This window comes from Corynebacterium vitaeruminis (assembly GCF_001054325.1).
Taxonomy (GTDB): Bacteria; Actinomycetota; Actinomycetes; order Mycobacteriales; family Mycobacteriaceae; genus Corynebacterium; species Corynebacterium vitaeruminis_A.
Genome location: NZ_JVVM01000004.1, coordinates 1 through 25063, shown reverse-complemented (window position 1 = coordinate 25063; position 25063 = coordinate 1). Strand labels below are relative to the sequence as shown.

Below are 25063 nucleotides of genomic sequence, written 5' to 3'. Positions count from 1 at the left end.
TTGAAAATATTTCTCAGGTGACCGGCCTAGGTACACCCACGCAGAAAGCGCTCGGATATCGGTATTTACCCATATCAATCATGTTGTACATACCCTGCAGGTGAGCTGCGTCACAACGTAGTTGGGATTAGATAACAACACGAAAGCGGTTGGGGCGCTATTATCTAAAAAGTAACGAGTAAATCGCCCAAGGTTATCCCGGAGGGAAAGATATGACTAGCAATAGCGGCCAGCCAGAGGCATCGGTCGAGACCACCTCGGTCTTCCGTGCAGATTTGCTGAAGGAAATGGAGTCCAGCTCTAACACGGACTCCACAGTCTCCGGCGTTGAAGGACTTCCGGCAGGCTCGGCACTCCTGGTCGTCAAGCGGGGGCCAAACGCGGGTTCGCGTTTCCTGCTCGATCAGGCAGTTACCACCGCTGGTCGTCACCCGGACAGCGACATCTTCCTCGATGATGTGACTGTTTCCCGTCGTCACGCAGAGTTCCGCAAGAGCGGTGACTCCTACGAGGTTGTCGACGTGGGATCGCTGAACGGCACCTACGTTAACCGCGAGCCGAAGAACTCCGCGGCTCTGGCTAATGGTGACGAGGTCCAGGTCGGTAAGTTCCGCCTCGTCTTCCTTATCGGTAACTAATTCGGCATCGGTTAGTGTCGACCTCTGTCGGCATTAACCCCCTTATTTTTGTAAAGGCTCGGAAAAGACCAGTGGCAGCAGTACACAAATCAGCGGTTTCGCAGCCGGCTTCGTCGGAAAGCACTGCGAAGCAGGCACGCTCGGTGGGCAAGAAGAAGACCATCGGTGCTGTGCTGAAGGAAGTCAAGGTTGAGTTCCCTGATGTAACGCTGTCCAAAATTCGTTTTCTCGAGTCGGAGGGGCTGCTGTGCCCGTCGCGTAGCTCCTCGGGCTATCGCCGCTACAGTCAGGCGGACATTGACCGCCTGCGCTACATTTTGACTGTTCAGCGCGATAATTACTTGCCGCTGAAGGTTATTAAGGAACAGCTCGACGAAATTGATGCGGGCAATGCTGGCGGCGATGGCCTGGCATCGGTCACCCCGCTGGTGACGGCTGATCAGTTCCGCGAAGCTGCAGTGGTATCGCTGACGCAGGCGGAGCTGGCAGAGCGCACTGGAGCTAGCGAGAAGTTCATCACGGAGCTGGTTCGTGTCGGTCTGATTACACCGGACACGCTGAACATGTTCGATGGCGATGATCTGCTAATCACTGAGACGGCAGTCAAGCTGTCTGAGTTCGGTTTGGATGCCCGCCACCTCAAGACTGTGCGCACTGCTGCCGCTCGTGAGGCGGATTTGGTGTCGCTGGCAGCTAGCCCGCTGAGCAAGTCGCGTGCGGCCAGTGGCAAACAGAAGGCCGTGGAAATGGGGCGTGAGATGACCGCATTGATGGTTACGCTGCACGGCACTTTGGTCAAGCGCCAGGTAAACAAGGACCTGGGGAAGTAGTCCCGCGTTAACCGCAGCTCGCTACAATTATCGCTGTTATGGACGAAAAACTCGTAGAAGTCAAGTTTCTAGACTGGATGGCGCATCCTCCCGAGGATGATCCAGTACTGCTCCTGCACGCCGAAGAGGCCAACCGGATTATCCCGATTTGGATTGATCTGGCGACTGCGACGGAGTACTCCGCCCGTGAGACCGGCGCTACGCAGCGCCGCCCGGGGATGCATGAGGTCTTCGTCGATACGCTGGACATGGTGGGGCAGAGCGCCCTGCGCGGTCAGATTACGGGCGTGCACGAGGGCGTTTTCATCGCCAGCCTGGTGCTTGAAGGCGGCGCAGAGATTGACATGCGCCCCTCTGACCTCATTCTTATCGCCAGCGAGCTAGAAGTTCCGCTCTATGTCGCGCGCGACGTGCTGGACGCAACGTCGGTAGCGGCGCGTCTAGTCGCAACTAATGGCGGTTCGCTTGCCGACGGCGCTGAGACCGACTCGGTCGAGGCATCGGTGGAAGAGTTCGCGGAATTTCTCGACAGTATTGATGCTGACTACTTCGCGGAGCCACATGGTGATGCGGAGGGTAAGAAGTCTGAAGGCGGAGCCGACGGGGCTGATGGCGCTGACAGTGAGTCGGACGAGGAAGCCAACGGCAGCTCCGACTCGGCTTCCGATAACGACCGCTAAAAGTTCCGAGAGCGCCTGTTAACAGTGTGACTCAAGTGAAAATCTGACAATCTTTGAGATGGTTGTGGCGATTCTTTGCTCCGGTATATCGCTGAATTGCCCCATAAAAGGGGTAATTTTTCTTAAGTTATAGTTTCATCGCGTACTGCGGTTTTACCTCCAGATTGTGCTTGAGCTGGGCAAACCGCAGCGCCGAACTCTAAACCTCAACTTTAGGTTTAGAGATACGGCGTGTCGTACTGCGTTGTATTGACAGCCGATTAACCTTGGCGAAAGATAAATAACGGCAGTGAAACTACCTCGGGAGAATTTATATGGTCGACGACAACAGCGGTTCGCTCTTTGGTGACAATGAGCTCCGTGCGTCGGACTCGCATGAGCCACGCGCGGTGCAAGAATCCCTGTTCGACATGGGGCCGGACGAGCAGGTTGGTTACCGCGTTCCCATCGCATGTCAGGTAGCGGGCATTTCTTACCGTCAGCTGGACTACTGGGCGCGCACCAAGCTGGTGGAACCTTCGATTCGCACTGCCAAGGGTTCAGGCACCCAGCGTCTGTACTCCTTCCGGGACATCCTCGTTTTGAAGATTGTCCGCGGCCTGCTGGACACCGGTATCTCCCTGCAGAACATCCGTCTGGCTGTTGACCGTCTGCGCGACCTCGGCGTCGACGATCTAGCTACCATTACGTTGGTTTCCGACGGCCGCACTGTCTACCAGTGCCGCTCTAATGAAGAGGTCATCGACCTGCTCAACGGTGGTCAGGGCGTGTTCGGCATTGCTGTCCCGGGCATTATGAAGGAACTGACTGGCACCATCGCCTCCTTCCCATCCGAGCGTATCGACGGTACTCAGGAGAACCCAGGTACTGGCATCGACGAGCTGGCTGAGCGCCGTCGCCGCCGCATCTCCTAACAGCCAACGATACGGCTAGATAGCGGCGTTGCTGCGACTGCTGCCGCTAGGACAAGCCAAATAAACTAAAAGAAAACCGCCTTCCACAACTGGTTCCGTTTTCCTCTCCCGAGGTTGGACCAGATGGAGGCGGTTTTTGCTGGTTACTCGGTACCGATTGCCGCAGCCAACTGAGAGGCCAGGCCATCGCCATAGTCAGCCGCAATGCGCAGGGAACCAGTGGTCATATTCGCTACTTCCTGCAACTCGGGGATGGAGCTGTCGCCGTCGGGAAGCACGATGACCTCAATCGTTACCGGGCGGTCCGGGCTAATGAGTTCCTTAATTCGCTCGACCGACTCGGCGGCATCGACGCCCGAGGCATCGCGGCCGGTGGTGAGCACAACGAGACGATTAGGCTTGTCGGGGGAGTAGGTGTCGCGGGCGGCTTGGTAGGCGTCGATAAGTGCTGGCCAGAACTGCGCCTCACCACCGGCCGGAAGTTCAACCAGCGCGCCTTTTACGGCATCTGCGCCATTGTTGGCCTCGTCTTCGGGGGCGGGAAGCTCCACGAGGCGGTTCACCTCCGGCGCGAAGGTCCACAGGCCGTAGCGGCCACCAGGTGCGGCATCGATAGCGCCGTTCAGAGCAGCGGATAGCGCCCCGACATCGACGCCATCGGAGGTGTCAGCGAGTAGGAGCGCCGAGCCTACCGCAGTTGCGGGCTGTTGCGCATCCGGCTGCTCCAGTGCTGGCGGCAGCGCAAAGGAGTCCGTCTGGATCTGCGAGAGCACTCCAAAGTTCTCCGCTACTTTAGGGCTGAAGGTGCTCTCACTAGCTTCGCCGTCGGCGCCGTGATCTGCCGCGAAGTTCCGGAAGTCCTCGGCCGCGCGAGCAGTTTTCTCATCAATCTTGCCGCCAGAGCCGAAGGTGACAACTGGTGCGTGCAGCTGAGGTGCATCCGCAGGGGAGACCAGCTTCAGCCCCTCTCCGGCCATCTGCAGCATGGGCTGGGTCGCGGCCACGCCGTCGAAGTCGGCGACATTCTGGCTAAGCATGGTCAGCAGGGTATTGGAGGTGTAGACCGCGCCCAAGTCTGCGCGTTCGTGAGCGGCATCAGGGCCATCTCCCAGTCGAGCGCTGACCACGGCAGACAGTGCCGCATCGGAGCCACCGGGTGCGGCCACTCGCAATCCAGCTAGCTCTTCCCAGGTGGCGTTGCTCAGCTGGTCGGCACGATTGGTTGTGAAGGCCACGCCGCCGGCAATCGGTGGCAGCCACACCTTGGGGTCGTTGACCTTGACCTTGTCCGAGTTCTTCGCCTGGTCCACGAAGGAGATGTCGGCGGGAATCCAGACGCCCGGCGTCATAATTCCGGTACCGACATCACCCTCAGAGGGATCCTCCGCACCTGAATCCGCAGCAGGGTCCTCCGGTGCCCCTTCACCAGTTTCAGCACCCTCAGCCTCTGTCAGGGCGTTCACAACCTCCTGGGAACCTGCCACAGTAATCTGTGGTCGCACACAAAAGTCCCTTACCACGGGATTCGACTCGCCATAGTCCTGCACGAGCTTCTGCGCCGAGCCCACCGCTGCAGGATCAGCGGTCACTACGAGCGTCAGGTCACCCTTCGTACACCGTTCACGGTCGGCATCAATCGACGAATCGTTGCTCTTGCGCAGATTGACCCAGGCAAAAACTGCGGCCACCAGGACAATTACGACCAAGACGGCAATAAACGGCCCCTTAGCCACTCGATAGTTGTTCTCACCCGAGGCGTGTCGTCCCATGTCGTTCTAGCCCTTTCTATGCTGAGTGTGCTCGGCACTGTCGACTCGCAGCAGTGCTCGTCGTAAAGCACAAACGCGCACGTAACTGCTGACAACTCTACTGGCTGGACAGAGCGACATCTACCACCTTGAGAAGACGGCCGCGTAGAACATCGGCGCGCGAGCTGAGCTCACGCTGGCGGCGAACGTACTCGGCCTTGCCCTCGGGCGTCTCGATGCGAATCGGAGCAAAGCCCCAATCGCGCAAATCATAGGGAGCGGCACGCATGTCCAGCTCACGGGCACTACACGCGAGCTCGAAAGTATCCAGCCACAGGTCGCCAGGAACGGCCTCGCCAAGCTTGGTCGCCCATTTATACAAGTCCATGTTCGCGTGTAGACAGCCCATCTGCTCACAGTGCGGCTGTGTCTCGCGCGTGGGCGCAAACTCGTTGAGCGGCACGGCGTCGGGCGTGAAGAAGCGGTAGGCATCGAAGTGCGTGCACCGCACTGTGTGGGCCTCGACAACCTCGTCCGTACCCGCCTGACCAAGCCGCAATGGCTCCGGATGACGATGCTCGGGCTGGCGATAGACCATCGCCCATTCATGCAGACCAAAGCAGTCAAAATGCGCCGGATTCGCGCGCGTCGAACGCAGCAGGTTGCCAATGTACGCCACCGTCGTGCCTCGCTTATCGACGTACGCCGCAACATCCATGCGCGCTGTCCCGGAGGCGGTATCGGTGCGCTCATTGTCGGCAGGGCTGTCGGGAGCGTCGTCCGTGTCGAGGGTAAAGAACTTTAGGTGACTAATGTCCTTGGCCGTGGCACCGGGCAGGTTCACGCCGATACCCGGTGACCATCGGCGGAGCTGACCGGGTTTGACGGGATAGTACTCGAAGATGAAGTCCCAGACCGGGTGGCGCTGGCCACGGCTGCGACGAGACAAGTGATCGCGGGTCAGAGCCTCGACGCGGGCGATATGTCTTGCTTTGGCTTCGCGCCAATCGAAAGACGGATTGGGCATAGGTGTCACTGCTGACGTCCCTGTGTGTTGCCCGGTCGGTTCCGGGTCGGGTGTGGGGCTGGGTGCTGCTTTGGTGCGCTCTTGGCACCACTTGCCTTGGCGCCAGTTTTTCCAGCACCGACCTTCGCAGTGCCAGCCTTTCCAGCGCCAGCCTTCGCCCCCTTGGACGCAGCGCCGCGACGCGGGGAGACCTCGTGAGTCCAGTCCCGCACGACACCGACCTGTTCCTCAATGAGGTCCTCCAGTGCCACAATGCCAATCTGCTCCGCGCCGGAAAACGTTCCGGTCTTCGGAGCGATACTTGCTGGGGCATTCGTGCGCAGGTGTGGTTTCGGCATCCGAGCACGCACAGCAACTGCCATGTGCGCGCTGTAGCGGCGCATGATGCGCAAGCCTTCATCCAGCGTGGCGTCGATGGGAATCTCGATCATCGGGCGGATTTCATCATCGGGGATGGCTGTTTCTGGGCCAGAGGCAGGGTCCATGACGCGGTCGAGGACATCCTTGACGTGAACATAGCCACGGTATTCGTTGGGCTCATTGTTGGCCGCAGCAACGGGGAACCGGGAGAAGCCGGTTTCGGTGACGGCCATCTCTAGGTCGCCCACAGTTGGCGCTGTCGGGACGCAGCGGATCTGCTCATGCGGAATGAGCACCTCTTCAATGGTGCGCGTGGCCGAAGCCAAAGTGCGACGAAGGCGAACGTGCTCCTCGCTGTCAAGGAGTCCTTCTTGACGAGACTCCGCAATCATCGACGCCAACTCCGTGGAGTCGACAGTGGTGTCGAGCTCATCGCGCTGCTCAATGCCGAACAACCTCAGCGTATGGCGAGCCATCCAGTTAAACAGCAGCAACAACGGCTTGGTCAGCTTGTAGAAGACCATGTGAACTGGAATAAGCAGCATGGCCATCGTCTCTGGGCCAGCCAGCGCGATGTTCTTCGGAACCATCTCGCCGAGCATGATGTGCAACACCGACACCAGCATCAATGCGATGGCAAAGCTCAACGGATGCAGCAGCGACTCCGGAATACCCATCGCCTCGAAGGGACCTTCCATCAGATGCGCCAGCGCTGGCTCAGAGACCTTACCAAGCAGCAGCGAGGCAATAGTGATGCCCAGCTGTGCGGCGGCGAGCATCATCGACAGGTGCTCGGAAGCATCGATAACTGTGCGAGCGCGCTTCTTGCCCTGAGCCAGCAGCGCCTCCAAGCGATCACGGCGAGCGGCAATAAGCGAGAATTCCGCGCCGACGAAAAACGCATTGACCAACAGCAAGAAGAAAGTCAGGAGGATTCCAAACCAGTCACTCATAGGTTGAACATCTCCTTAGCACGCTCGTTGGTCACAGGAATCAAAATGGCACGATCCACTCGACGGTCATCCATCGCCAGAATGCGTGCGTACCAGCGGCCGGCGATGCCCGATTCGAACTCGTCCATGAAATCGCGTTCGGTCTCTGGCAGCAGGACGACATCACCGACCTCGGGGATACGACCGAGCGCAAACATAATCAGACCACCAAGGGTTTCGAAGCTGCCCTCCGGGGCAAAGTATCCGACCTTGGTCGGCAGCTCGTCGGTACGCACAAGGCCGGAGCAGTTCCAGCCCTCAATTGCACGCTTGACCTCCTGCTCGGACTCCTTGTCGTCGTACTCATCCCAGACCTCACCGAGAATTTCCTCGACCACATCTTCGATGGTGACAATGCCGGCGATGCCGCCGTACTCATCGGCGACCAGCGCAATCTGCGAACCTGCCGAACGCACAGACTCCAGCACGGCATCGCCGTCCAGGGACTGCGGCAGCGTTGGCACAGGCCGTGCGACCTCCCGCATGGTGGTGGTTGAGCGCTTCGCCGCAGGCACCGCAAATGCGTCCTTGACGTGGACGACACCGACAGTGGCATCGAGGTCGCCGTCAGTAATAGGGAAACGGGAGTGCCCCGAATCGATAGCGACAGCCAGCAGATCCAGCGCAGTGTCATCGACATCGAGAGAAGTAATCGTTGACCGCGGCGTCATCAGGTCCTCCGCCGTAGTTTCGCCAAAGCGTAACGACGACTCGAGCACCGCGGCCTTCGACTCATCCAATGCACCCTGCTCCGCAGAATTGCGCACCAACGCTTCCAACTCTTGCGGGGAACGCGCCGAGGCCAGCTCATCGGCAGGTTCAATGCCGAGCTTGCGCACCAGCCAGTTCGCCGAGGCATTCAGCGACTGAATGAAGTAGTGGAACACCCAGTTAAACGCCATCACTGGACGAGCCGTGACACGCGCCACCGCCAGCGGTTCCGTAATCGCGACGTTCTTCGGTACCAACTCGCCATAGACCATGGACAACATCGTGGCCACAATCAGTGCAAGAATCAGTGCGGTAGGCCCCGCTGCGGAGTCGCTGAGACCCATCCAATGCAGCATTGGCGTGAAGTACTGCGCCAGCACCGGCTCTGCGAGGAAACCAGTTGCCAGCGTCGTCAACGTAATGCCCAGCTGTGCACCTGAGAGGTGGAAGGACAGTCGATTATGTGCCTTGTGAACGGCCTCAGCAGGTGCATCCGCTGAACGGGCGCGGTCGGCGTCAATCGCAGAACGCTCCAGTCCTGTCAGCGCGAATTCAAACGCCACAAAGAGACCGGTGCCAGCGGTTAGCGCGATAAAGCCGACAACCGCGACAATACTCAGAACAATATCCACTGATTATCTCTTCTTCTTTTTCCCTCGCTTAGGGCGGTGTACGCGACCGCCAGCACGATTCTTTCCACTTGGCGACGGACCTCCGCGCCCGCGGTAACCAGCACCACTAGCACCGCGGGCCGACTGAGTTTGATCTTGGCGAGCCCGGCGCGGACGTCGTGCACCCAGTTCCTTGACAAATCGCGGCAGCCCCGGAGCTGCTCGCAGCTCTTCGGCTTCAACACCAGCCCCAGCCAGCAGCTCGCGGGCCTGATCCACCTGACGGTCACGGACAATCATCGCTACCGTGCCGGAAGCACCCGCGCGAGCCGTGCGACCCGAGCGATGAATATACGTCGCCGAGTCCCTCGGCGGATCCGCGTGTACAACTAGGTCAAGAGCATCGATATCAATGCCACGAGCGGCCACATCTGTGGTGACGAGGACATTAATGTCACCGTCGGCAAAGGCCTTGAGGACTGCACGCCGGGTCGCCTGGCCGCGGTCGCCGTGGAGGAAACCTAACTTGATGTCGTAGAACTGGAGGAACTTAGCCAGCTGCACGACGCGCGCTTTGGAATTGGCGAAGATGACGCACTGATCCTTGCGGGAGGCAATCCACGCGACCGCCTCGTCTGCCTCGGTGTTGTCCTCCACACGCAGCAGTAGATGCCGCATATTGCGCATGGTCAGCCGGGATGAGGTGACCTTGTGCTTCGCAATTTCGGTGCTACTTGCGCGACGATCGCGGATAAGGCCCGCGGCATCGTCGTTAATTGTGGCGGAAAAGACCATGCGCTGCGCCGACTTCGGACACGCGCGGACAAGACCGAGAACATCGGGCAAAAAGCCCATATCGGCGAGCATGTCCGCTTCGTCCACGACAACGGCAAGGACCTGCTCAAGGTTGAGTAGACCGCGGCGGCGCAAATCGTGTGCGCGACCTGGTGTGACTACAGCGATATCGACTGGTGCAGCGAGCAGAGTCTGCTGCTTGGCCACGGAGTCACCGCCGACCAAGCTTAAGACACGCAAACCTGCTGCAGCACCGATGTCAGCGAGGACATCGGCAATCTGGTCGGCAAGTTCGCGGGTCGGTGAAATAATAAGCGCACGCGGAAAACCAGGAAGCGCTGGAGAGGCATTATTGAGCAACGCGACCAGCGGAATGCCGAATGCGAGTGTTTTGCCCGAGCCCGTGGGGGCCTGTGCGAGAACATCCTTGCCAGCCAAAGCATCTGGCAAAGTCGCGACCTGCACGGCGGTAGGCGAAGTTATGTGCTGGGCACGCAGAATGCTCACAATCGCTTCCGGCGTACCCAACTGTCTGAAATCACTGGACTCAGCAGGAGGGGGCATGCTAGTTAGGATACCGCTATCCCCGGATTGCTATGCAATAGGCGTGTCCGGCGCACAGGAAAATTACCAGCCGAAGAAAATTACCAACCGCGTCCAGGCTGGGCATAGGCCTCACGCTCAAGAACGGCGGCACGACGGAAGATGTTGCGGATGGTCTTCAGTTCCGCTTCGCTGGCGCTAGACATATTCTCTTCAAGGACTCCGAGAGCCTGCTGAACACTGTCAATAAACTCGGGGTCGGAATATACTTCCACCCAGCCCGCAATCTTGGAATCCCTATCAACCAGGGATTTTCCTTGCAGATTCAGCTCGGCTGACATCCACATTTCGGCGACGATACTGGTCACAGCGACCCGATATGTATTGAAGGCGCTACAGGAAGAATGTATGTCCAACAGGAGTTGAGTGATGGTTGTGGGCTCGATGTCCTCGACGGTCGAAGAGGCCTCTTCCAGCGTGTTATTACTCAATTCCAGCGCGCGTACCAGGGTTTCCTGTGCGAGTGATGACCACAGAACCTGTTCCTTTGGGCAGGGTGCTTTGGTTGCCAGATGCGACAGGACTGGGAAAACCTGGTGTAGGTACCAGGCCTCTTGAGCCACGAAGAAATCGGTTTCCTCCGAGGAAAGGTCACCGCGGAGCAGAGAGCGCACACTGAACATGTCGCCAATCTCTGTGATGATGTCTTCGATGTCCCGCCACAGCTGGGCGGTAAAGGGGCCCGCCGGCGCAATCTGGAGGGAGCTACCGAAGAACGATTCCAACTCCCGCGGTGTCTGTTCAGCGTCGGCCCCTTCGAAATCCTCCTGGGAAAAATTGGAGTTCAGGCGTACTGGCTGCATACGGCGAAGTGCGACCTTTTCCAGGCGACGAGCCCTGTGGCCGTGGTCAATAGGGCCATGCCCCTGACCGACATGGAGGTCGTCTGCGAAACGAATGGACTCACTGAGCCAGCGCGTAGTCCAGCGCAGGGCATCATCAACCGCAGAGCCACCACCGATCCGTGTGGCAAGAGCAGCGGACAGCGAACAACCCGTGCCATGGGTGTTTTCGGTGTGAATGCGTGGAGACGAGCTGAAAGAAACCTGTCCACCGGGGAAGGCCACGGCATTTCCGGCTTCATCACCACTTAGGTGGCCAGTCTTTGCAATTACGATGACGTCGTTCTTGCTCGCGAATTCTAACGCCTGCTCAATCAACTCAGTGAGGTCATTGGCCTCCGGGCCGTCGGCAAGCAACGCCAGTTCGGGAACGTTCGGCGTGATGACGGTGGCTTCGGCGACCAAGTCACGCATTGCGTCCAGAGCATCTTCGTCGAGCAGACGGTCGCCAGAGGTGGCGACCATCACCGGATCGAGAACAACCACGGCCGGCTTGGTCTGCCGAAGCCAGTTGGTGACGACCTGTGTGAGCTCGCGTGAGCCCAACATGCCAATCTTCACCGCGTCAATGGTGACGTCGTCAGTTACGGCAGCCAGTTGCTCGACGAGGAAGTCAACAGGTGGGGTGTGGACGGCGCGCACGCCCACGGTGTTCTGAGATACCAAAGCGGTGACTACGCCCATGCCGTAACCGCCGGCAGCGGCGATTGACTTTAAATCGGCATGCAGGCCAGCTCCGCCGGTTGGGTCTGTGCCGGCGATGGAAAGAACTCGTGGTACGAATTCAGGCTTTGCCTGCTTTGGAAATGGCATCTCAGACCCCTTTAACTTTGAGAGCGTGAAGCGACAAATTTAAATGTTACGCCTCAACCTCGGAGCGATCGCCCGACCAGAGGGTGTGGAAGGCGCCCTCGCGATCGACGCGCTGATATGTGTGCGCACCGAAGTAGTCACGCTGACCCTGAACCAGTGCTGCCGGCAGACGCTCCGCACGCAGGCCGTCGTAGTACGCCAGCGAGGATGAGAACACCGGAGCTGGAATACCCATCTGCGCCGCCGTGACAACAACATCGCGCCATGCGTCGAGGCACTCAGTGACCTGTTCACGGAAGTATTCATCGAGCACCAGCGCCGGCAGCTCCGGATTGCGGTCGTATGCTTCCTTGATGCGGTTCAGGAACTGAGCACGAATGATGCAGCCACCACGCCAGATCGTTGCCAGCGCACCGCGGTCAATTTCCCAGCCGTACTCCTTGGCACCAGCGTTAATTTCATCAAAGCCCTGCGAGTAGGCAATGATCTTGGAGGCGTACAGAGCCTTACGGACGCGCTCCACAAAAGCATCGCGATCCTCCGGAGCCTTAGCCAGGCTTCCCGACGGCAGGTCCCGCGCGGCCTCACGCTGAGCAAGGGAAGACGACAGCGCGCGAGCGAACACGGCTTCGCCAATACCAGTGACCGGAATACCCAAGTCCAATGCGGCCTTCACCGTCCAACGGCCGGTGCCCTTCTGGCCAGCGGCATCCACGATGACATCGACCAACGGCTTGCCTGTCTTCTCATCGACCTGAGAGAGAACCTCAGCGGTGATCTCGACCAAGTAGGAGTCTAGGTCGCCTTCGTTCCACTCGCGGAAGATATCTGCAATCTCGGCAGGGGTGAGGCCAGCGGCTTCGCGCAGCAGGTGGTAGGCCTCGCCGATGACCTGCATATCCGCGTACTCGATGCCGTTGTGGACCATCTTCACAAAGTGGCCAGCACCATCGGAGGAAATGTGAGTACAGCACGGCACTCCGTCAACGTGAGCGGAGATGGATTCCAGCAGCGGGCCGAGGGACTCGTAGGACTCCTTCGTGCCACCCGGCATGATGGAAGGGCCGGTCAGAGCACCTTCCTCACCACCGGAAATACCAGTGCCGACATAGTGCAGGCCACGGGCGCGAATAGCCTTCTCACGACGGATGGTGTCTGTGTAGAGGGAGTTACCGCCATCAATGATGATGTCGCCGGGCTCCATCACGTCGGCAAGCTGATCGATGACCGCATCAGTAGCGGCACCTGCCTGAACCATAATCAGAGCGCGACGCGGGCGCTCCAGCGAAGCGACGAACTCATCAATGGTCTCGGACGGGATGAATGAGCCTTCATCACCGTGTTCAGCGATGAGGGTGCGAGTTTTCTCCGGGCTGCGGTTGTACACGGCAACGGTGTGACCCTTGTGGGCGAAGTTGCGTGCGATATTCGAGCCCATGACGGCGAGCCCGACGACACCAATTTGTGCGAGTTCATTGTTATCGGTCATGCCCACCATATTAAAGCCTGGCCCGGATTCGTTGTATCCGGGAGTCAGAAATTGCTGCTGCTTTTAATGCTAAAACTGCCACGAACGATAGTGTGTGCTGGCACAATGTTTGGCATGACCAACGAGACTTTTGCGAATAATGGCAGTTCACAGGGCTCTAACTCTGCAGCTTCCGCCGCCGAGGTGGCACGGATGAAGGGGCTGCGCAAGTATATGGCGCTGGTGACGAAGGCGAGCCAGGAAGCCTTGAGCGATGAGGAGCTGACTGTTTTTAACAGCACCTTGGGCGATAACGGAATCGGTGGTCTAGATACCTTGCTGGGCACGAAGTTCGTCCATGTCGGACCGGAGCGAATTCAGATGGAGCTCGAGGTCGGAGCCGACCACTTGCAGCCGTGGGGCCTAGCCAATGGTGGTGTTTACTGCTCGCTAGGTGAGACCGCTGGCTCTCTTGCCGGTTTCGTTGCCTGTGGTGCGAAGAAGCCGGTCGTCGGGGTGAACAACAACACCGATTTTTACCGCTCTGCTCGAGCTGGCGAGGTAATCGTTACCACGGCCGAGCCAGAATACTTGGGGCGCACCATGCAATTGTGGCGCATTGAACACACCCGCAAGGCAGATGAAAAACTGCTGGCCCGCACCAACCTACGAATTGCGGTACTCGACAAGTCTCTTTAGGGCAGGTCGCTATAGCAAATCGTTGTAGGTGGTAACGGGCCAGATAGGGAACTCACAGGTGGTTAACCTTGGTTAGCTGTTTTCTAACCTAGCCACCTGCAAGTTAACTACTTGTTCTTATTTGCGCGGTGTTCGCGGCGGGTGTCGCGAACTTCCAGAGGCAGATCCTGCTCAGCCTTGTCCTTGTTGAGCTCGGCCAGGCGATTGATTGCATTGCGTGCGTACATCTGCTGGCGGGTGGAAACCATCTGCCAACGGTTGCGGTCCAGAACATTCAGACCCCAGCTGACGCAGGAGACGAGGCGGTTGCGGAAGCCCACCAGGAACATCAGGTGGACAGCCAGCCACAGGACCCAGCCGATGAAGCCGGAGACCTCAACCTTGCCCATCTTCGCCACGGCAGAGAAGCGGGAGACGGTTGCCATGGAGCCCTTGTCGAAGTACTCGAACGGCTGGCGCTCCGCGACATCGCGGCCGTCTGCCTCGGCAGCAATGTTGTCAGCGACATACTCGCCGCCCTGAATAGCAACCTGAGCAACACCCGGCAGGTTCTCGCGGTTGGACATATCGCCCACGACGTAAACGTTCTTGCAGTCACCAGCTGTCATGTCCTCGTTGACAATGACACGGCCAGCGCGGTCAGTCTCGGCACCAGTCTGCTCGGCAATCATCTTGCCCAGCGGGGAGGCGGACACGCCAGCGGACCAAATCTTGCAGAACGACGGGATGAACTCCTCGGTTTCATCCTTCATATTCTTGTAGGTGACGCCCTCTTCGTTGACGTCGGTCACCATCGCGCCCAACTTGACGATGACACCCATCTTCTCCAAGGACTTCTGAGCCTTACGGCCCAGACGCTTGCCGAACGGCGGCAGAACCTGCGGTGCGCCGTCGAGCAACACGACACGTGCAGCGTGCGGGTTGTAGCTGCGGTAAGACGATGCGAGAGTGCGGTTAGCCAGCTCGGCCAGCTGACCAGCAAGCTCAACACCGGTCGGGCCAGCACCGACGACCACGAAGGTCAGCAGACGCTCGCGCTCAGTCGGATCGTCGGTCAGCTCGGCGCGCTCGAATGCGCCAATGATACGGGCGCGAATCTCGAGTGCATCGTCGATGTTCTTCATACCCGGAGCAAACTCGGCAAAGTGATCATTGCCGAAGTAGGACTGGCCAGCGCCAGCGGCGACCAGGAGGTGGTCGTATTCCCACTTGGAAGTCTGGTGACCCAGTTCCGAAGTCACGACCTGCTTTTCGACGTCGATGTCGGTGACATCGCCCTTGACAACACGAACGTTCTGAACACCGTCGAAGATGGTGCGAGTAGACGGAGCGATTTCGCCCGAGGAAAGGATGCCCGTTGCTACCTGGTAGAGCAGTGGCTGGAACAGGTGGTGGTTAGTGCGGTCGATGAGAGTGACGTCGACCTCGGCGTCCTGCAACTTCTTCGCCGCGAACAAGCCACCGAAACCCGAACCGATGACGACCACGTGCGGACGTCCGGAGTGCGGGCGGTACGGAGTCTCGGTCATGTATTTTCTCCTCACAGACTTTAAAGTTCTCGAAGTTTTGATTCGGCTTTTAGCCGGCAAGCCACAATAGTAATCCTCTCGGTGCGCCACCGCCTATTCTGGGTCCCTGCGCGGTAGGCTTCGAGAACAAACTCAGTTCGTTATTCGTACCTTTACGCGGCGCGATTGTTAGGAGGTTCGGGCAGGGTGAATTCGGCAAGCCGGCAGGCAATTGACGCAGAGCGATGGCCTCGGGTTGCGCGTATTCCAGAGGGCCGTTTCCTGGCGAAACGTGCTGAAGTAATGGAGCGCTCATTCGAGCGGCTCTGCCAGAACAACGGCATTGAACTGGTTGAATCCGGCGAGTTTGTCGGGGAGTCCTTCATTACTCGGTCGACGAGTGACGCCGATTTGGCTATCGACGGTGTCGGTGGCGCCAGTTCCCGCAGTGACAGTGAATCTCCCGATGATTCCGTCACATTGCGTCCAGTCGTTTTCAGCGTCATTAATCCTGTTTTTTATTCTCGGCTGGCTGATTCGGAATGGCTCGGATTGGGGGAGTCCTATCTCGCGGGTGAGTGGTCTACTGATGACTTGCCCGAGCTTCTCAGTCGACTACTCAGTGCTGAGTTGGACATTGCCTCGTTGGGGCCGCTAGCGCGTAGCCTAATGAAAGTCGCACGTTCACGTCCACGCCTTGATGGTCCGGACATGGCAGGCGAGTTACCGAGCTCACTACTGGAGCTCTACGCAGGCGAACTGTTGATGGGTGGTTCCGGCCTATTTGCCTCCGGAGTGCGAACCTCGTCGCGTGAACAGATTCCCAACTATGCCCGCGGTGCTGGCAAGGGCGGAGTTCCCTCGCACTGGCCTGTCGACGTGACTTATGTTGATGCCCCGAAGTCTGTCGCGCGTGCTGATTTTCTGCACGCCCAGGTGCGCAATATTGAGCACCTGCTCGATCTTGCTCGAGTGCGGGCCGGCGACCGTGTGGCCGAGTGGCCGTCGGCAGGCGGAGAAATTGGACTTCGAGCTGCAGAAAGGGGAGCGGGCGCAGAGGTTATTACCGTTTCTGATGATCACACCGACACAGTGCTGGAACGGGTGGAAAAGGCCGGCTTGCGCGGTGCGGTCGATGTGATTCAGATGGACCGCAACATTCCGTCGCCACGCGAATTCGAGTCTGACTTCGAGGCGGTCATCAACGTCGGGCGCCTGGAGACCTTCGGTCGTGCGGGTGCGCTGCGTTGGCTGAAGAGCGCCGAGCGTCTACTTGTCGATCGCGGCACCATTGTCGTTCAAATGGTCGTGGCCACAGACAAGTTTGATGCGCTTGCCGAGCGAAGCTTAGACCTCGTGCGCGCATACGTGTGGCCACAGCTACAGCTTTTCACTATGGAGGAGCTGCGCAAGATGGTCGACCGGGAAACCGGTTTGCGCATCGCGGCGGAGGAATACATTCCCTCGCACTTCGCGACGACCCTGCAGCTCCAGCGCGATTTCTTTGCAGCTCATGCGCGTGAAGCTGCTGGTATCGGCTACGACCGCGTGTTCCGGAGGATGTGGAATTACTACCTGTCGCTGTTTGAAGCGCTCGTGCGTGCAGAAAGAGTCACGCTTGTGCAGGTCGAACTTGTGCATGCGCCACGCAGGCCTCACTAGTATCGGGCAGCTCTAGCGTTCGCTGCACGCTCACGGGACAAATAAGGTCGGTAAAAATAAATGAGGTTTTTTAGGTAAAACCACCCCAGCGAAGTTGTTTAGGGTCTAAAAACGAAATTATGAACGCACAGAGCACCACACGTACTGCAGACATTGTTGTCGTCGGCGCCGGACTTGCCGGATTAGTCGCGACGTATGAGGCCACGCAGGCCGGCAAGAAGGTCATCCTGGTCGATCAGGAAAACGCCAACAACCTCGGTGGACAGGCCTTCTGGTCGCTGGGAGGAATCTTCCTCGTCGACTCGCCGGAGCAGCGTCGCCTGGGAGTTAAGGACAACCGCGAGCTCGCCGAAGCTGACTGGTTCAACTCCGCACAGTTCGACCGCGAGGAAGATAACTGGGGACGCAAGTGGGCCAAGGCCTACCTCAACTTTGCAGCAGGGGAGAAGCGCAACTACCTCCGCAATCTCGGCGTGAAGTTCCTGCCAGTCGTCGGGTGGGCGGAACGCGGCGAAGGGCGTGCCGACGGTCACGGCAACTCGGTACCCCGATTCCACTTGACCTGGGGCACAGGTCCCGAGATTGTCCGCGTTTTCGCAGAACCGGTCGCCGCGGCTGCGAAGAAGGGGCTGGTGGAATACTGCCATCGCCACCGCGTTGACGAGGTGATTGTCGAAGATGGCCGCGCCGTCGGCGTGCGTGGCAAGATCCTGGTTCCCTGTGAATCCTTGGAGCGGGGAGTGGCGTCGTCACGCGAGGAAACAGGGAAGAACTTCGAGATCCGCGGGTCGGCTGTGTGCATTGCGACGGGCGGTGTTGGCGGCAATCTGGAAGCCGTACGTAAGTGCTGGCCGACCGAGCGTCTGGGCGAGATGCCGAAAGATATGGTCTGCGGTGTGCCGGAGCATGTTGACGGTCGCGGCATCGAGATTGCGGAGCAGGCCGGTGCGAATCTGGTCAACCGCGACCGCATGTGGCACTACACCGAAGGTATGAAGAACTGGGATCCGGTGTGGCCGAATCACGGTATTCGAATCATCCCGGGGCCGTCGGCCATGTGGTTCGACGCGGAAGGAAACCGCCTGCCTGCGCCATATATTCCGGGCGCGGATACGGTTGGCACGATGAAGCACATTCTGTCGACCGGCCATTCCTATTCCTGGTTTGTGCTGAATAAGAACATCGTGGCCAAGGAGTTCATCTTCTCTGGCTCCGAACAGAATCCGGACCTGACGGACAAGGAGATCAAGAAGCTGATTGGCAAGGTGACCGCTGGTGTCGCCGGGCCTATTCAGGCATTCATGGATAACGGCGAGGACTGGGTGGTCGCCGACAGTCTGCCGAAGCTGGTCGAGGGGATGAATGAGATCGTCGAGGCGAGCTCTGGCGGAGAGTCTGGCTCGGGCAGCGAGTCCGGAGCCGCAGCGCCGAAGATTGACCTGGAGAAGCTCGAGGATCAGATTCGCCAGCGCGACATGCAGACCGGTAATCCTTTCTCAAAGGACTACCAGGTCAATTACGTCAACGTGGCCCGGAATTTCCTCGGCGACAAAATCATCCGCTCCGTGCCTCCGTCACCGATTTTGGATCCGAAGAATGGCCCGCTGATTGCTATTCGTCTGCGCATGCTGACCCGCAAGACGCTCGGCGGCATTGAGACGACCCTCGACGGCCAGTGCTTGCACCCGGACGGAACTCCCTTTGAGGGGCTCTACGCCGCAGGTGAGGCCTCTGGCTTCGGCGGCGGTGGCGTCCACGGTAACAATGCGCTGGAGGGCACATTCCTGGGTGGCTGTATTTTCAGTGGCCGCCAGGCAGGCCGCGCGATGGCGGAAGTGGTTAAGTAGCTCGCGCGTTCCAAGCTACTCGGAGGAAGAAGCTGCGCCTACTCCAGTCCGATGGAGAATGCACTTTCCAGATCGTGCTGCGAGTAGGTGCGGAAAGCCAGCTGGGTCTGAGTGCGAATGACACCGTCGACCTTGCTGATGAGGTTTGGAATGATTTCCGCCAGATCATCGTGGTTAGTCGCGCGCACTACGACGACCAAGTCCCAGTCACCAGTAACGGAGTAGACCTCAGTCACCCCGTTGATCTCGACGATGGTCTCGGCGGCCTCCGGAATCTTGTCGGATTCGACATCGATGGACACAATTGCGGTAATCAAACTCATTGTTGCCTTCCTCGGAGAATCAACCTAGAAAGCCGCTGAAAATCGCGGCCTGGAATTTCTTTTCTGTCACGATTCTACTGATTTCCCGGAAAGAGCCTGGAGGATCCCGACGAAAGGCGGTAAAAAGGGCGCTATGACACAAACCGCATTTCAGTCCAACCCAGTTCAACTTTCCGGCGACCTGCCCCAGGTGGGCAACAAGGCTCCGGAGTTTACCCTCACCGGTGGTGACCTCGCTGAGGTCACCAATCAGACCTTCGCTGGTAAGAAGGTCGTCTACAACATCTTCCCGTCTGTAGACACCGGCGTCTGTGCAGCTTCGGTGCGTCACTTCAATGAGGACGCTGCTGGGCTAGAGAACACTGTTGTAGTTAACGTTTCGCGCGATCTGCCGTTCGCTCTCGGTCGCTTCTGCGCTGCAGAGGGCCTGGATAACGTTGAAGTTGCTTCGGACTTCCGCCACGGCTTCGGCGAGGCCTTCGGTGTCGTTCAGCAGGATGGCCCGCTCGCCGGTCTGCTGGCTCGTGCCGTTGTCGTCACTGACGAAGAGGGCAAGGTCATTTACAACCAGCTGGTCGATGAAATCACGACGGAGCCGGACTACGACTCCGCACTGGCCGCACTGAAGTAATCAGCTAATTAGCTTCAGTAATTAGTAACCAGCTTGAATCGACGGGGCTCGTCGGCGCACTCGCTAGGCAGTTGCCTGGCGGACTTCGCCGACGAGCTCTTCTAGTACATCCTCCAGGGCGACAATGCCGTTCACGGAATTCGCCACACCTGCCGAGGCCGCTGAGCTCTCTGAACCTGCTGAGCTCTCCGAAGTACTATTTTCCTCCGTCACCAATGCGAAGTGTGCCTGTTCGCGCTGCATAAGCCGCATGACCGACTGGAGCTTGGCTTCAGGGCTAACGCTTGCGAAGGTGCGAATCAGATTCCGCGGGAAAGGCTGGTCGCGGTGATCGTCGTCAAGCGAGAGCAAATCCTTGACGTGAATGTAGCCGATGAAACTGCCGTCCCTATCGACGATGGGGAAGCGGGAAAAACGCGTGCGGGCACTGAGCGCTTCGATGTCAGCGACGGTGGCGTCTGGCGCAACGGTGACGAGCGTGTCAGGTTGCATCGTGACGTCAGCGGCGGTGAGTTGCTCGAAGCCGAGGGCCTTGTGGAGTAAAGCCAGCTCATCATTGTCGAGAAGTCCCTGACGCCCGGACTCGGCGACGAAATCCTGAACCTGACTAGCGGTGAAAGAGGAATCGACCTCGTCCTTTGGCGTGGCACGCAGAACCTTGCGAACCACGGCGTTCGCAGTCGTGTTCATCGCCCAAATAACTGGGTTGAGCACCCGCACGATGATGTGCAGTGGGATAGCCACGAACTTCGCCGTTGGGCTGGGAGCGGAAATTGCGATATTCTTCGGCACCATTTCGCCGACGACCATGTGCAAGAAAGTGACGATGAGCAGCGCCAATACCAGCGCAACAACGTGAGCAGTGCCCGCGGGCAGTCCAAATTCTGTCATGAAGGGCTCGAAGAAATGTGCAATTGCAGGCTCACCGACGGCACCGATGAGCAGGGAAGAGGCGGTAATGCCCAGCTGCGTTGCAGCTAGTGACACCGACACGTTCTCGATACCGCGCAGCGCGTACTTTGCGCTGGTAGAGCCATTGACAGCATCTGGTTCAATCTGGTCGCGGCGAGCGGAGACCATCGCAAATTCAGCGGCGACGAACCAGGCATTGAGGGCTAGCAGCAGAATTAGAGTAATTAGTGGCATGGTTTAGCCCTCCCGTTCGCTGTCGCTGTGCTGGCTGCGGTCGTGATCAGCGTCATCCTGATGAGCGCCGTCATACGTGTGCGCGACTTTATTTCCGACGCGATCCACCTGAACCCGAATGCGGCCAACGCGGTGGCGCGCCATACGCTCAACGCGGAAGGAGGCTTCAGCGGTGGTGGGCAGGCCTTCCTCATCGAGGTTTTCATGGTCGGTGGCTTCGACCGTAATCGTGTCGCCGAAACGCGGCATGCGATCTAAGCGCTCGGTAATAAATCCGCCAATCGTGTCGGATTCATCGCCCTCCGGCAAAACCAGATTCAGAATCTCTCCGAGTTCATCCGGGCGCATAAGGCCGGAGACAATCACCGTATTGGGGCTGATCCGACTGTAGAGTAACGAGCGATCATCCTGCTCATCGTCGATTTCACCGACGATTTCCTCAACGAGGTCCTCCAGAGTCACGATGCCGTCCGTGCCGCCGTACTCATCGACGACCACCGCAAACTGGTATTCGTCCTCACGTAGTTGGCGCATCAGCGGATCGAGTGTGGTCGAGTCGTTCACCACAAGCACGTCCTTGGCTAGGCTCGCAGCGGACGTCGTCAAGCGTTGTGCATGCGGCGCGCTGAGCAGATCGGTGTAGTGCACCACGCCGCGAATGTCGTCGACGCTGTCGCCAACAACGGGGAAGCGGGCGTGCCCAGAGTCGGCGACGATCGTCAGCATCTCGGCGACGCTCTGATCTTCAACGAAGATAATCTGCGTGCGTGGCGTCATCACATCAGCTGCCGTGCGCTCGCCGAACTCAATGGACCGAGCGACCAGCTCCGCTGTCTGTGGATTGATGGTTCCTTCATCGCCAGAGCGCGTGACGACGGCACGGAGTTCCTCCGCAGTCCTGGCACTGGCGACCTCTTCCTCAGGGGAGAAGCCGAGTTTTTTCAGTACCCAATTAGCCGAACTGTTGAGTAACCACACCAGCCAACCAAAAGTGAACATAAAGGCGTTTTGTGGCCTGACCACAAGGTTTACGACTTTTCCGGGCTCTGCGATGGCCCAATTTTTTGGTACGAGTTCACCAAAGACCATTTGAGTGAAGGTCGCGATGATGAATGCGCCCGTGGTACTAATCGCCGTGACGGTGGTGGGAGAGATGCTGGTACCGCCAAAAGCGGCTTCGAGGAGCACTCCGAGGGAAGGCCCGGTAAGGAAACCAGCAAGGAGGCTGGTGACCGTAATTCCCAGCTGTGCGCCGGAGAGATTAGTAGAGGTCTGTGATAGGGCACGGTCTACCAAGTACGCGGATCTTGAGCCGGAGTCTGCGGCTTTCTTGACGTCATTTCTATTAACCGTGAGGTAGGAGAACTCGACGGCAACGAAAATGGCGTTCCCGAAAACGAGAAAAAGAAAAACTGCAAATACAATGAGCGCGGATACAATCACGCGGCATCACCTGAAGCGGCTGTTGCGGTCGTTGAGGCGGTTGCGGTTGTCTCGGTGATTGCGCTTACTGCGGCTACAGAGAGCCCGTCTACGTTGGCGTGAGGCTCAGGGTCGTCGGACGAGTCAGATCTATCTGACGTGTCGGACGTGTTGGGTCTGTCGGAGCTACTGGATGTGTCTGAGAGTTCAGGCATGCGGGAAATTTTACTAAAAATTCCTGAATAGACGTGTAGCGAAAAATAGTTGTTTGCTGAGTAGGTTTACTGAGCGGTCCTACTTGGCAGATTTACTGAGCGAATCTGGCATGACGGCGGGCAAAGGGGGAGGATGGGACGTTAAGGCCAAAATGTCATAATGTATATTATCGGCCAAATGTTGAAAGTGGTTAGGCCTGGGGTTTCCTGAATTCCCAGGTTGGCTGCTTTTCTGTCTTGGTGCTTGCGTTCCAGGTTGGCTGTCTCAGTGTTGGCGTTTGTCTGATTATGGCGGCTCGGCTTACGATGGCTCGGCCTCCGATGGCTCGGCCTCCGGTGGCTCGGCCTATGGCGGCGCGGCTTACGGTGGCTCGGCCTATGGTGGCGTTGCGTAGCTGGCTTACCTGTTCCGCTTGTCCGCGCCACCGGATTCATTGGCCTTGGCGTCGGCTCCGAGCTCATCCGCATTGCGGACAGCGATCTCTTCACGCAGTCGCTTGTTCTGCCATAGTGTCATGCCAATCAATAATATGCCGACGGCCACGAGCCACCACACGCCCTTGTAGGCCATGAATGCAATGAAGACGATCAGTAGTACCATTCGCACCTTTCGTGCGAGCAACATTGCTTCGTAGGTGTTCATAACGTTGTGACTCCCAACTGGCCCACCAGAATCGTTTCTCGTGGGTCTTTGTGGTGTGCGGCTAAATAGCTATATTACGTCACAGTGACGAAACGGGGCGTCTGATAGTGCTTACGCATCCTGCTTCTCTGCGACGATACGCAGATTTAGTTCGCCGTTCTCGTTGATGGTTGCAGCTACGAACTGTGGTAGACGCACGTTGTAGTCCAGGCGGTTAATCGGCAGATTGCCTGAGAGCAAAACCAGGTTTTCGGTACGAGCGGCCTTCATTGGCACAGTGACATCATTGGTGACACCACGAATGGTCAGGCGTCCCGGAATCTCGATGTTCTCCCACTGGCCGTTATCTGGAATGCTTGAAATGTCAAGCGGCTCTGAAAGCTCAAACTTGGCTTCTGGGTACTGCTCGACACTGAAAATGTTGTTGCGGACGTTGATGTCGCGACGTTCAATATCGCTGGTCAGTGTTGCCATGTCAACAACAATAGATGCGTCCTCAAGCTTATTGTCAGCAACCTTCAGTTCGCCTGTGACATCGTGGGTCGAACCGGATGTTGTGCGCTTGCTGCCCGGTAGTACCTCGTTAAAAGTAAAGCCAACGGAGGTGTTCTGAGAGTTATCGCCACCGATAATCTTCCAGGTGCCATTCGCGTCAGTCGTCGCCGCAGGCAGTTCCGTGGCCTCGAAATCCCCAGTGCGCACCCCTTCATGCGTGAAAACGCGGTACAAAACTGGCCCCACAATAACAATTGCGAGCGCAACAACTGCAACGGCTATCAAAGTAATAATCGACTTACGGACACCAGAATTCATAGTGCTCATCCTATCCTTTAAATCCGCTATGGGATAAACCGTTCCACTTCACGCGTTTTCATAATCAATTCCTGCGTAATCTCCTGTAGAACAGCGGTCTCCATGCCGTCGTCAAGCGCGGTGCGCAAGTCCTCGGCGAGACAGCGCACTTCAAAGAGCCCATCCCCTATTCGCTTTACGACGTCATCGGCTGCAGACCTGCTCGTTGCATCAGCGGCGGTCTTCGGTGTGAAGTCCGAATTGATCCGCTCGGCGATGGGCTTGGAAGCGCCTTTTGCCACGCCAGTGCGCTTTTCATACGCGCGCTGCCGGCAGGTTTGGCTGCAAAATTTGCGACGGCGACCGCGGATGGCGACCTCCATTTCGCGGCCACACCACTGGCAATTGGCGGTAGTTGTGCTCGGCTTTTGATCTGACACAGAAGTCAATTATGGCATGAATAACGAATTAGGCGTTATAATATGTGGTCTAGTATTTCTACCAAAGGGGGCACGTTCCACATGGCAGATCGAGTTCTTCGCGGCAGCCGCATGGGCGCCGTTTCGTATGAGACCGATCGCGATCATGACCTCGCGCCGCGAATGATGGTCCGCTACCGCACTGAATCCGGCGAGATCTTTGAGGTCCCGTTCGCGGATGACGCGGAAATTCCAGGTGAATGGCTATGCAAGAATGGCCAGATTGGTGAGCTGGTCGAGGGCGAAGGCACTGAAGCTAAGCCGGTTAAGCCGCCGAGGACTCACTGGGATATGCTCCGTGAGCGCCGCTCCATTGAGGAGCTCGATGTGCTGCTGGATGAGCGCATTGACCTGCTGCGCAAGCGTCGTCGTAACGCCGCTCGCCTTCTGAAGGCTCAGAAGGAAGCCGAAGAGGCGGAAAAGAACGCTTAAGGTTTGAGGCTTGCGGGTTTTGAGCTGGTTAGATTTGAGTCCTACGGCTGTATAACCGTTAATCAAACACTGCAATTCGGGTCCGGATAAGGTTTTGCTCCTTATTCGGGCCCGTTTTTCGTTTATGGCTGGCGGTTGTGGACCGATCCGAGTTACTGACTGCGTTTATGACAAAAATCGCCCGGTAGGTTCAGGCGGTGAATGCATCACCACTTTCGACCAGGAGAAGTAG

23 protein-coding genes are annotated in these 25063 nt (G+C 58.1%); 9 read left to right on the top strand and 14 right to left on the bottom strand.

Annotated elements, in window-relative coordinates; translation table 11 throughout:
• The first annotated feature begins 212 nt into the window (after nt 1-212).
• The 4 genes from odhI (at nt 213) to ADA16_RS00975 (ending at nt 3062) form a co-directional block, all read left to right on the top strand.
• Nucleotides 213-638: an oxoglutarate dehydrogenase inhibitor Odhl gene (gene odhI, locus ADA16_RS00990; protein ID WP_048758458.1), complete on the top strand. Its 426-nt coding sequence runs from the start codon at nt 213-215 to the stop codon at nt 636-638.
• A 71-nt stretch (nt 639-709) separates the two neighbouring features.
• Nucleotides 710-1468, top strand: coding sequence for a MerR family transcriptional regulator (locus ADA16_RS00985; RefSeq protein WP_048758457.1), 759 nt, complete (start codon nt 710-712; stop codon nt 1466-1468).
• A gap of 38 nt (nt 1469-1506) precedes the next feature.
• Nucleotides 1507-2148 carry a bifunctional nuclease family protein gene (locus ADA16_RS00980; protein WP_048758456.1) on the top strand — a complete coding sequence of 214 codons (642 nt, stop codon included), beginning with the start codon at nt 1507-1509 and terminating at the stop codon, nt 2146-2148.
• 410 nt (nt 2149-2558) lie between these two features.
• Nucleotides 2559-3062 carry a MerR family transcriptional regulator gene (locus ADA16_RS00975; protein ID WP_172620271.1) on the top strand — a complete coding sequence of 168 codons (504 nt, stop codon included), beginning with the start codon at nt 2559-2561 and terminating at the stop codon, nt 3060-3062.
• A 143-nt stretch (nt 3063-3205) separates the two neighbouring features.
• Here the strand turns inward: ADA16_RS00975 and ADA16_RS00970 are convergent, their stop codons facing one another.
• The 7 genes from ADA16_RS00970 to gndA all read right to left on the bottom strand — a co-directional run bounded on the left by ADA16_RS00970 (nt 3206) and on the right by gndA (nt 13062).
• The gene (locus ADA16_RS00970; RefSeq protein WP_048758454.1) at nt 3206-4831 is read right to left on the bottom strand and encodes a hypothetical protein; all 1626 of its coding nucleotides are present in this window, start codon (nt 4829-4831) and stop codon (nt 3206-3208) included.
• A gap of 97 nt (nt 4832-4928) precedes the next feature.
• Complete coding sequence (locus ADA16_RS00965) at nt 4929-5837, bottom strand: 3-methyladenine DNA glycosylase (RefSeq protein WP_204369608.1); 909 nt, start codon at nt 5835-5837, stop codon at nt 4929-4931.
• A gap of 5 nt (nt 5838-5842) precedes the next feature.
• A complete protein-coding gene (locus tag ADA16_RS00960) occupies nt 5843-7150 on the bottom strand; it encodes a CNNM domain-containing protein (RefSeq protein ID WP_048758452.1) in 1308 nt (435 codons plus the stop codon).
• Nucleotides 7147-8532: a hemolysin family protein gene (locus ADA16_RS00955; RefSeq protein ID WP_048758451.1), complete on the bottom strand. Its 1386-nt coding sequence runs from the start codon at nt 8530-8532 to the stop codon at nt 7147-7149. Before ADA16_RS00955 ends, ADA16_RS00960 begins: the two co-directional genes overlap by 4 nt.
• 3 nt (nt 8533-8535) lie before the next feature.
• The gene (locus ADA16_RS00950) at nt 8536-9870 is read right to left on the bottom strand and encodes a DEAD/DEAH box helicase (protein WP_048758450.1); all 1335 of its coding nucleotides are present in this window, start codon (nt 9868-9870) and stop codon (nt 8536-8538) included.
• Between the two features lie 80 nt (nt 9871-9950).
• Nucleotides 9951-11564, bottom strand: a complete 1614-nt coding sequence (locus tag ADA16_RS00945) for a bifunctional hydroxymethylpyrimidine kinase/phosphomethylpyrimidine kinase (RefSeq protein WP_048758449.1) — start codon at nt 11562-11564, stop codon at nt 9951-9953.
• 46 nt (nt 11565-11610) lie between these two features.
• The gene (gndA, locus tag ADA16_RS00940; RefSeq protein WP_048758448.1) at nt 11611-13062 is read right to left on the bottom strand and encodes an NADP-dependent phosphogluconate dehydrogenase; all 1452 of its coding nucleotides are present in this window, start codon (nt 13060-13062) and stop codon (nt 11611-11613) included.
• Between the two features lie 105 nt (nt 13063-13167).
• Between gndA and ADA16_RS00935 the strand changes: the two genes are divergently transcribed.
• A complete protein-coding gene (locus ADA16_RS00935) occupies nt 13168-13731 on the top strand; it encodes a PaaI family thioesterase (RefSeq protein WP_239659293.1) in 564 nt (187 codons plus the stop codon).
• 107 nt (nt 13732-13838) lie between these two features.
• Here the strand turns inward: ADA16_RS00935 and ADA16_RS00930 are convergent, their stop codons facing one another.
• Nucleotides 13839-15260, bottom strand: coding sequence for an NAD(P)/FAD-dependent oxidoreductase (locus ADA16_RS00930; protein ID WP_048758446.1), 1422 nt, complete (start codon nt 15258-15260; stop codon nt 13839-13841).
• Between the two features lie 186 nt (nt 15261-15446).
• Here ADA16_RS00930 and ADA16_RS00925 point away from each other — a divergent pair, with 186 nt between their 5' ends.
• On the top strand, nt 15447-16901 hold the full coding sequence (locus ADA16_RS00925) for a class I SAM-dependent methyltransferase (RefSeq protein WP_048758445.1): 1455 nt from the start codon (nt 15447-15449) through the stop codon (nt 16899-16901).
• A 119-nt stretch (nt 16902-17020) separates the two neighbouring features.
• Entirely contained in the window at nt 17021-18748 is a 1728-nt protein-coding gene (locus ADA16_RS00920) for an FAD-binding dehydrogenase (protein ID WP_048758444.1), read from the top strand.
• 38 nt (nt 18749-18786) lie between these two features.
• Here the strand turns inward: ADA16_RS00920 and ADA16_RS00915 are convergent, their stop codons facing one another.
• Nucleotides 18787-19071 carry an Lrp/AsnC family transcriptional regulator gene (locus tag ADA16_RS00915; protein ID WP_048758443.1) on the bottom strand — a complete coding sequence of 95 codons (285 nt, stop codon included), beginning with the start codon at nt 19069-19071 and terminating at the stop codon, nt 18787-18789.
• A gap of 133 nt (nt 19072-19204) precedes the next feature.
• Here ADA16_RS00915 and tpx point away from each other — a divergent pair, with 133 nt between their 5' ends.
• Nucleotides 19205-19702 carry a thiol peroxidase gene (gene tpx, locus ADA16_RS00910; protein WP_048758442.1) on the top strand — a complete coding sequence of 166 codons (498 nt, stop codon included), beginning with the start codon at nt 19205-19207 and terminating at the stop codon, nt 19700-19702.
• Between the two features lie 63 nt (nt 19703-19765).
• Here tpx and ADA16_RS00905 read toward each other — a convergent pair whose 3' ends face one another.
• The 5 genes from ADA16_RS00905 to ADA16_RS00885 all read right to left on the bottom strand — a co-directional run bounded on the left by ADA16_RS00905 (nt 19766) and on the right by ADA16_RS00885 (nt 24360).
• Nucleotides 19766-20848, bottom strand: a complete 1083-nt coding sequence (locus ADA16_RS00905; protein WP_048758441.1) for a hemolysin family protein — start codon at nt 20846-20848, stop codon at nt 19766-19768.
• 3 nt (nt 20849-20851) lie between these two features.
• The gene (locus ADA16_RS00900) at nt 20852-22291 is read right to left on the bottom strand and encodes a hemolysin family protein (RefSeq protein ID WP_048758440.1); all 1440 of its coding nucleotides are present in this window, start codon (nt 22289-22291) and stop codon (nt 20852-20854) included.
• Nucleotides 22292-22885: 594 nt separating this feature from the next.
• Nucleotides 22886-23128: a hypothetical protein gene (locus tag ADA16_RS00895; RefSeq protein ID WP_048758439.1), complete on the bottom strand. Its 243-nt coding sequence runs from the start codon at nt 23126-23128 to the stop codon at nt 22886-22888.
• A gap of 111 nt (nt 23129-23239) precedes the next feature.
• Nucleotides 23240-23950, bottom strand: coding sequence for a YceI family protein (locus ADA16_RS00890; protein WP_048758438.1), 711 nt, complete (start codon nt 23948-23950; stop codon nt 23240-23242).
• Nucleotides 23951-23967: 17 nt separating this feature from the next.
• Nucleotides 23968-24360 (bottom strand): hypothetical protein, encoded by a 393-nt coding sequence (locus ADA16_RS00885; RefSeq protein ID WP_239659292.1) that lies wholly within the window; start codon nt 24358-24360, stop codon nt 23968-23970.
• Between the two features lie 81 nt (nt 24361-24441).
• Between ADA16_RS00885 and ADA16_RS00880 the strand changes: the two genes are divergently transcribed.
• Nucleotides 24442-24831 (top strand): RNA polymerase-binding protein RbpA, encoded by a 390-nt coding sequence (locus ADA16_RS00880; RefSeq protein ID WP_048758436.1) that lies wholly within the window; start codon nt 24442-24444, stop codon nt 24829-24831.
• Nucleotides 24832-25063: the final 232 nt, after the last annotated feature.

Coding starts and splice junctions, on each gene's coding strand:
- ADA16_RS00935 (WP_239659293.1), top strand. CDS start 13,168: ATGACCAACGAGACTTTTGCGAATAATGGCAGTTCACAGGGCTCTAAC.
- ADA16_RS00980 (WP_048758456.1), top strand. CDS start 1,507: ATGGACGAAAAACTCGTAGAAGTCAAGTTTCTAGACTGGATGGCGCAT.
- gndA (WP_048758448.1), bottom strand. CDS start 13,062: ATGGTGGGCATGACCGATAACAATGAACTCGCACAAATTGGTGTCGTC.
- ADA16_RS00920 (WP_048758444.1), top strand. CDS start 17,021: ATGAACGCACAGAGCACCACACGTACTGCAGACATTGTTGTCGTCGGC.
- ADA16_RS00970 (WP_048758454.1), bottom strand. CDS start 4,831: ATGGGACGACACGCCTCGGGTGAGAACAACTATCGAGTGGCTAAGGGG.
- ADA16_RS00890 (WP_048758438.1), bottom strand. CDS start 23,950: ATGAGCACTATGAATTCTGGTGTCCGTAAGTCGATTATTACTTTGATA.
- ADA16_RS00905 (WP_048758441.1), bottom strand. CDS start 20,848: ATGCCACTAATTACTCTAATTCTGCTGCTAGCCCTCAATGCCTGGTTC.
- ADA16_RS00930 (WP_048758446.1), bottom strand. CDS start 15,260: ATGACCGAGACTCCGTACCGCCCGCACTCCGGACGTCCGCACGTGGTC.
- ADA16_RS00960 (WP_048758452.1), bottom strand. CDS start 7,150: ATGAGTGACTGGTTTGGAATCCTCCTGACTTTCTTCTTGCTGTTGGTC.
- ADA16_RS00945 (WP_048758449.1), bottom strand. CDS start 11,564: ATGCCATTTCCAAAGCAGGCAAAGCCTGAATTCGTACCACGAGTTCTT.
- ADA16_RS00965 (WP_204369608.1), bottom strand. CDS start 5,837: ATGCCCAATCCGTCTTTCGATTGGCGCGAAGCCAAAGCAAGACATATC.
- ADA16_RS00950 (WP_048758450.1), bottom strand. CDS start 9,870: ATGCCCCCTCCTGCTGAGTCCAGTGATTTCAGACAGTTGGGTACGCCG.
- ADA16_RS00880 (WP_048758436.1), top strand. CDS start 24,442: ATGGCAGATCGAGTTCTTCGCGGCAGCCGCATGGGCGCCGTTTCGTAT.
- ADA16_RS00915 (WP_048758443.1), bottom strand. CDS start 19,071: ATGAGTTTGATTACCGCAATTGTGTCCATCGATGTCGAATCCGACAAG.
- ADA16_RS00975 (WP_172620271.1), top strand. CDS start 2,559: ATGGGGCCGGACGAGCAGGTTGGTTACCGCGTTCCCATCGCATGTCAG.
- odhI (WP_048758458.1), top strand. CDS start 213: ATGACTAGCAATAGCGGCCAGCCAGAGGCATCGGTCGAGACCACCTCG.
- tpx (WP_048758442.1), top strand. CDS start 19,205: ATGACACAAACCGCATTTCAGTCCAACCCAGTTCAACTTTCCGGCGAC.
- ADA16_RS00895 (WP_048758439.1), bottom strand. CDS start 23,128: ATGAACACCTACGAAGCAATGTTGCTCGCACGAAAGGTGCGAATGGTA.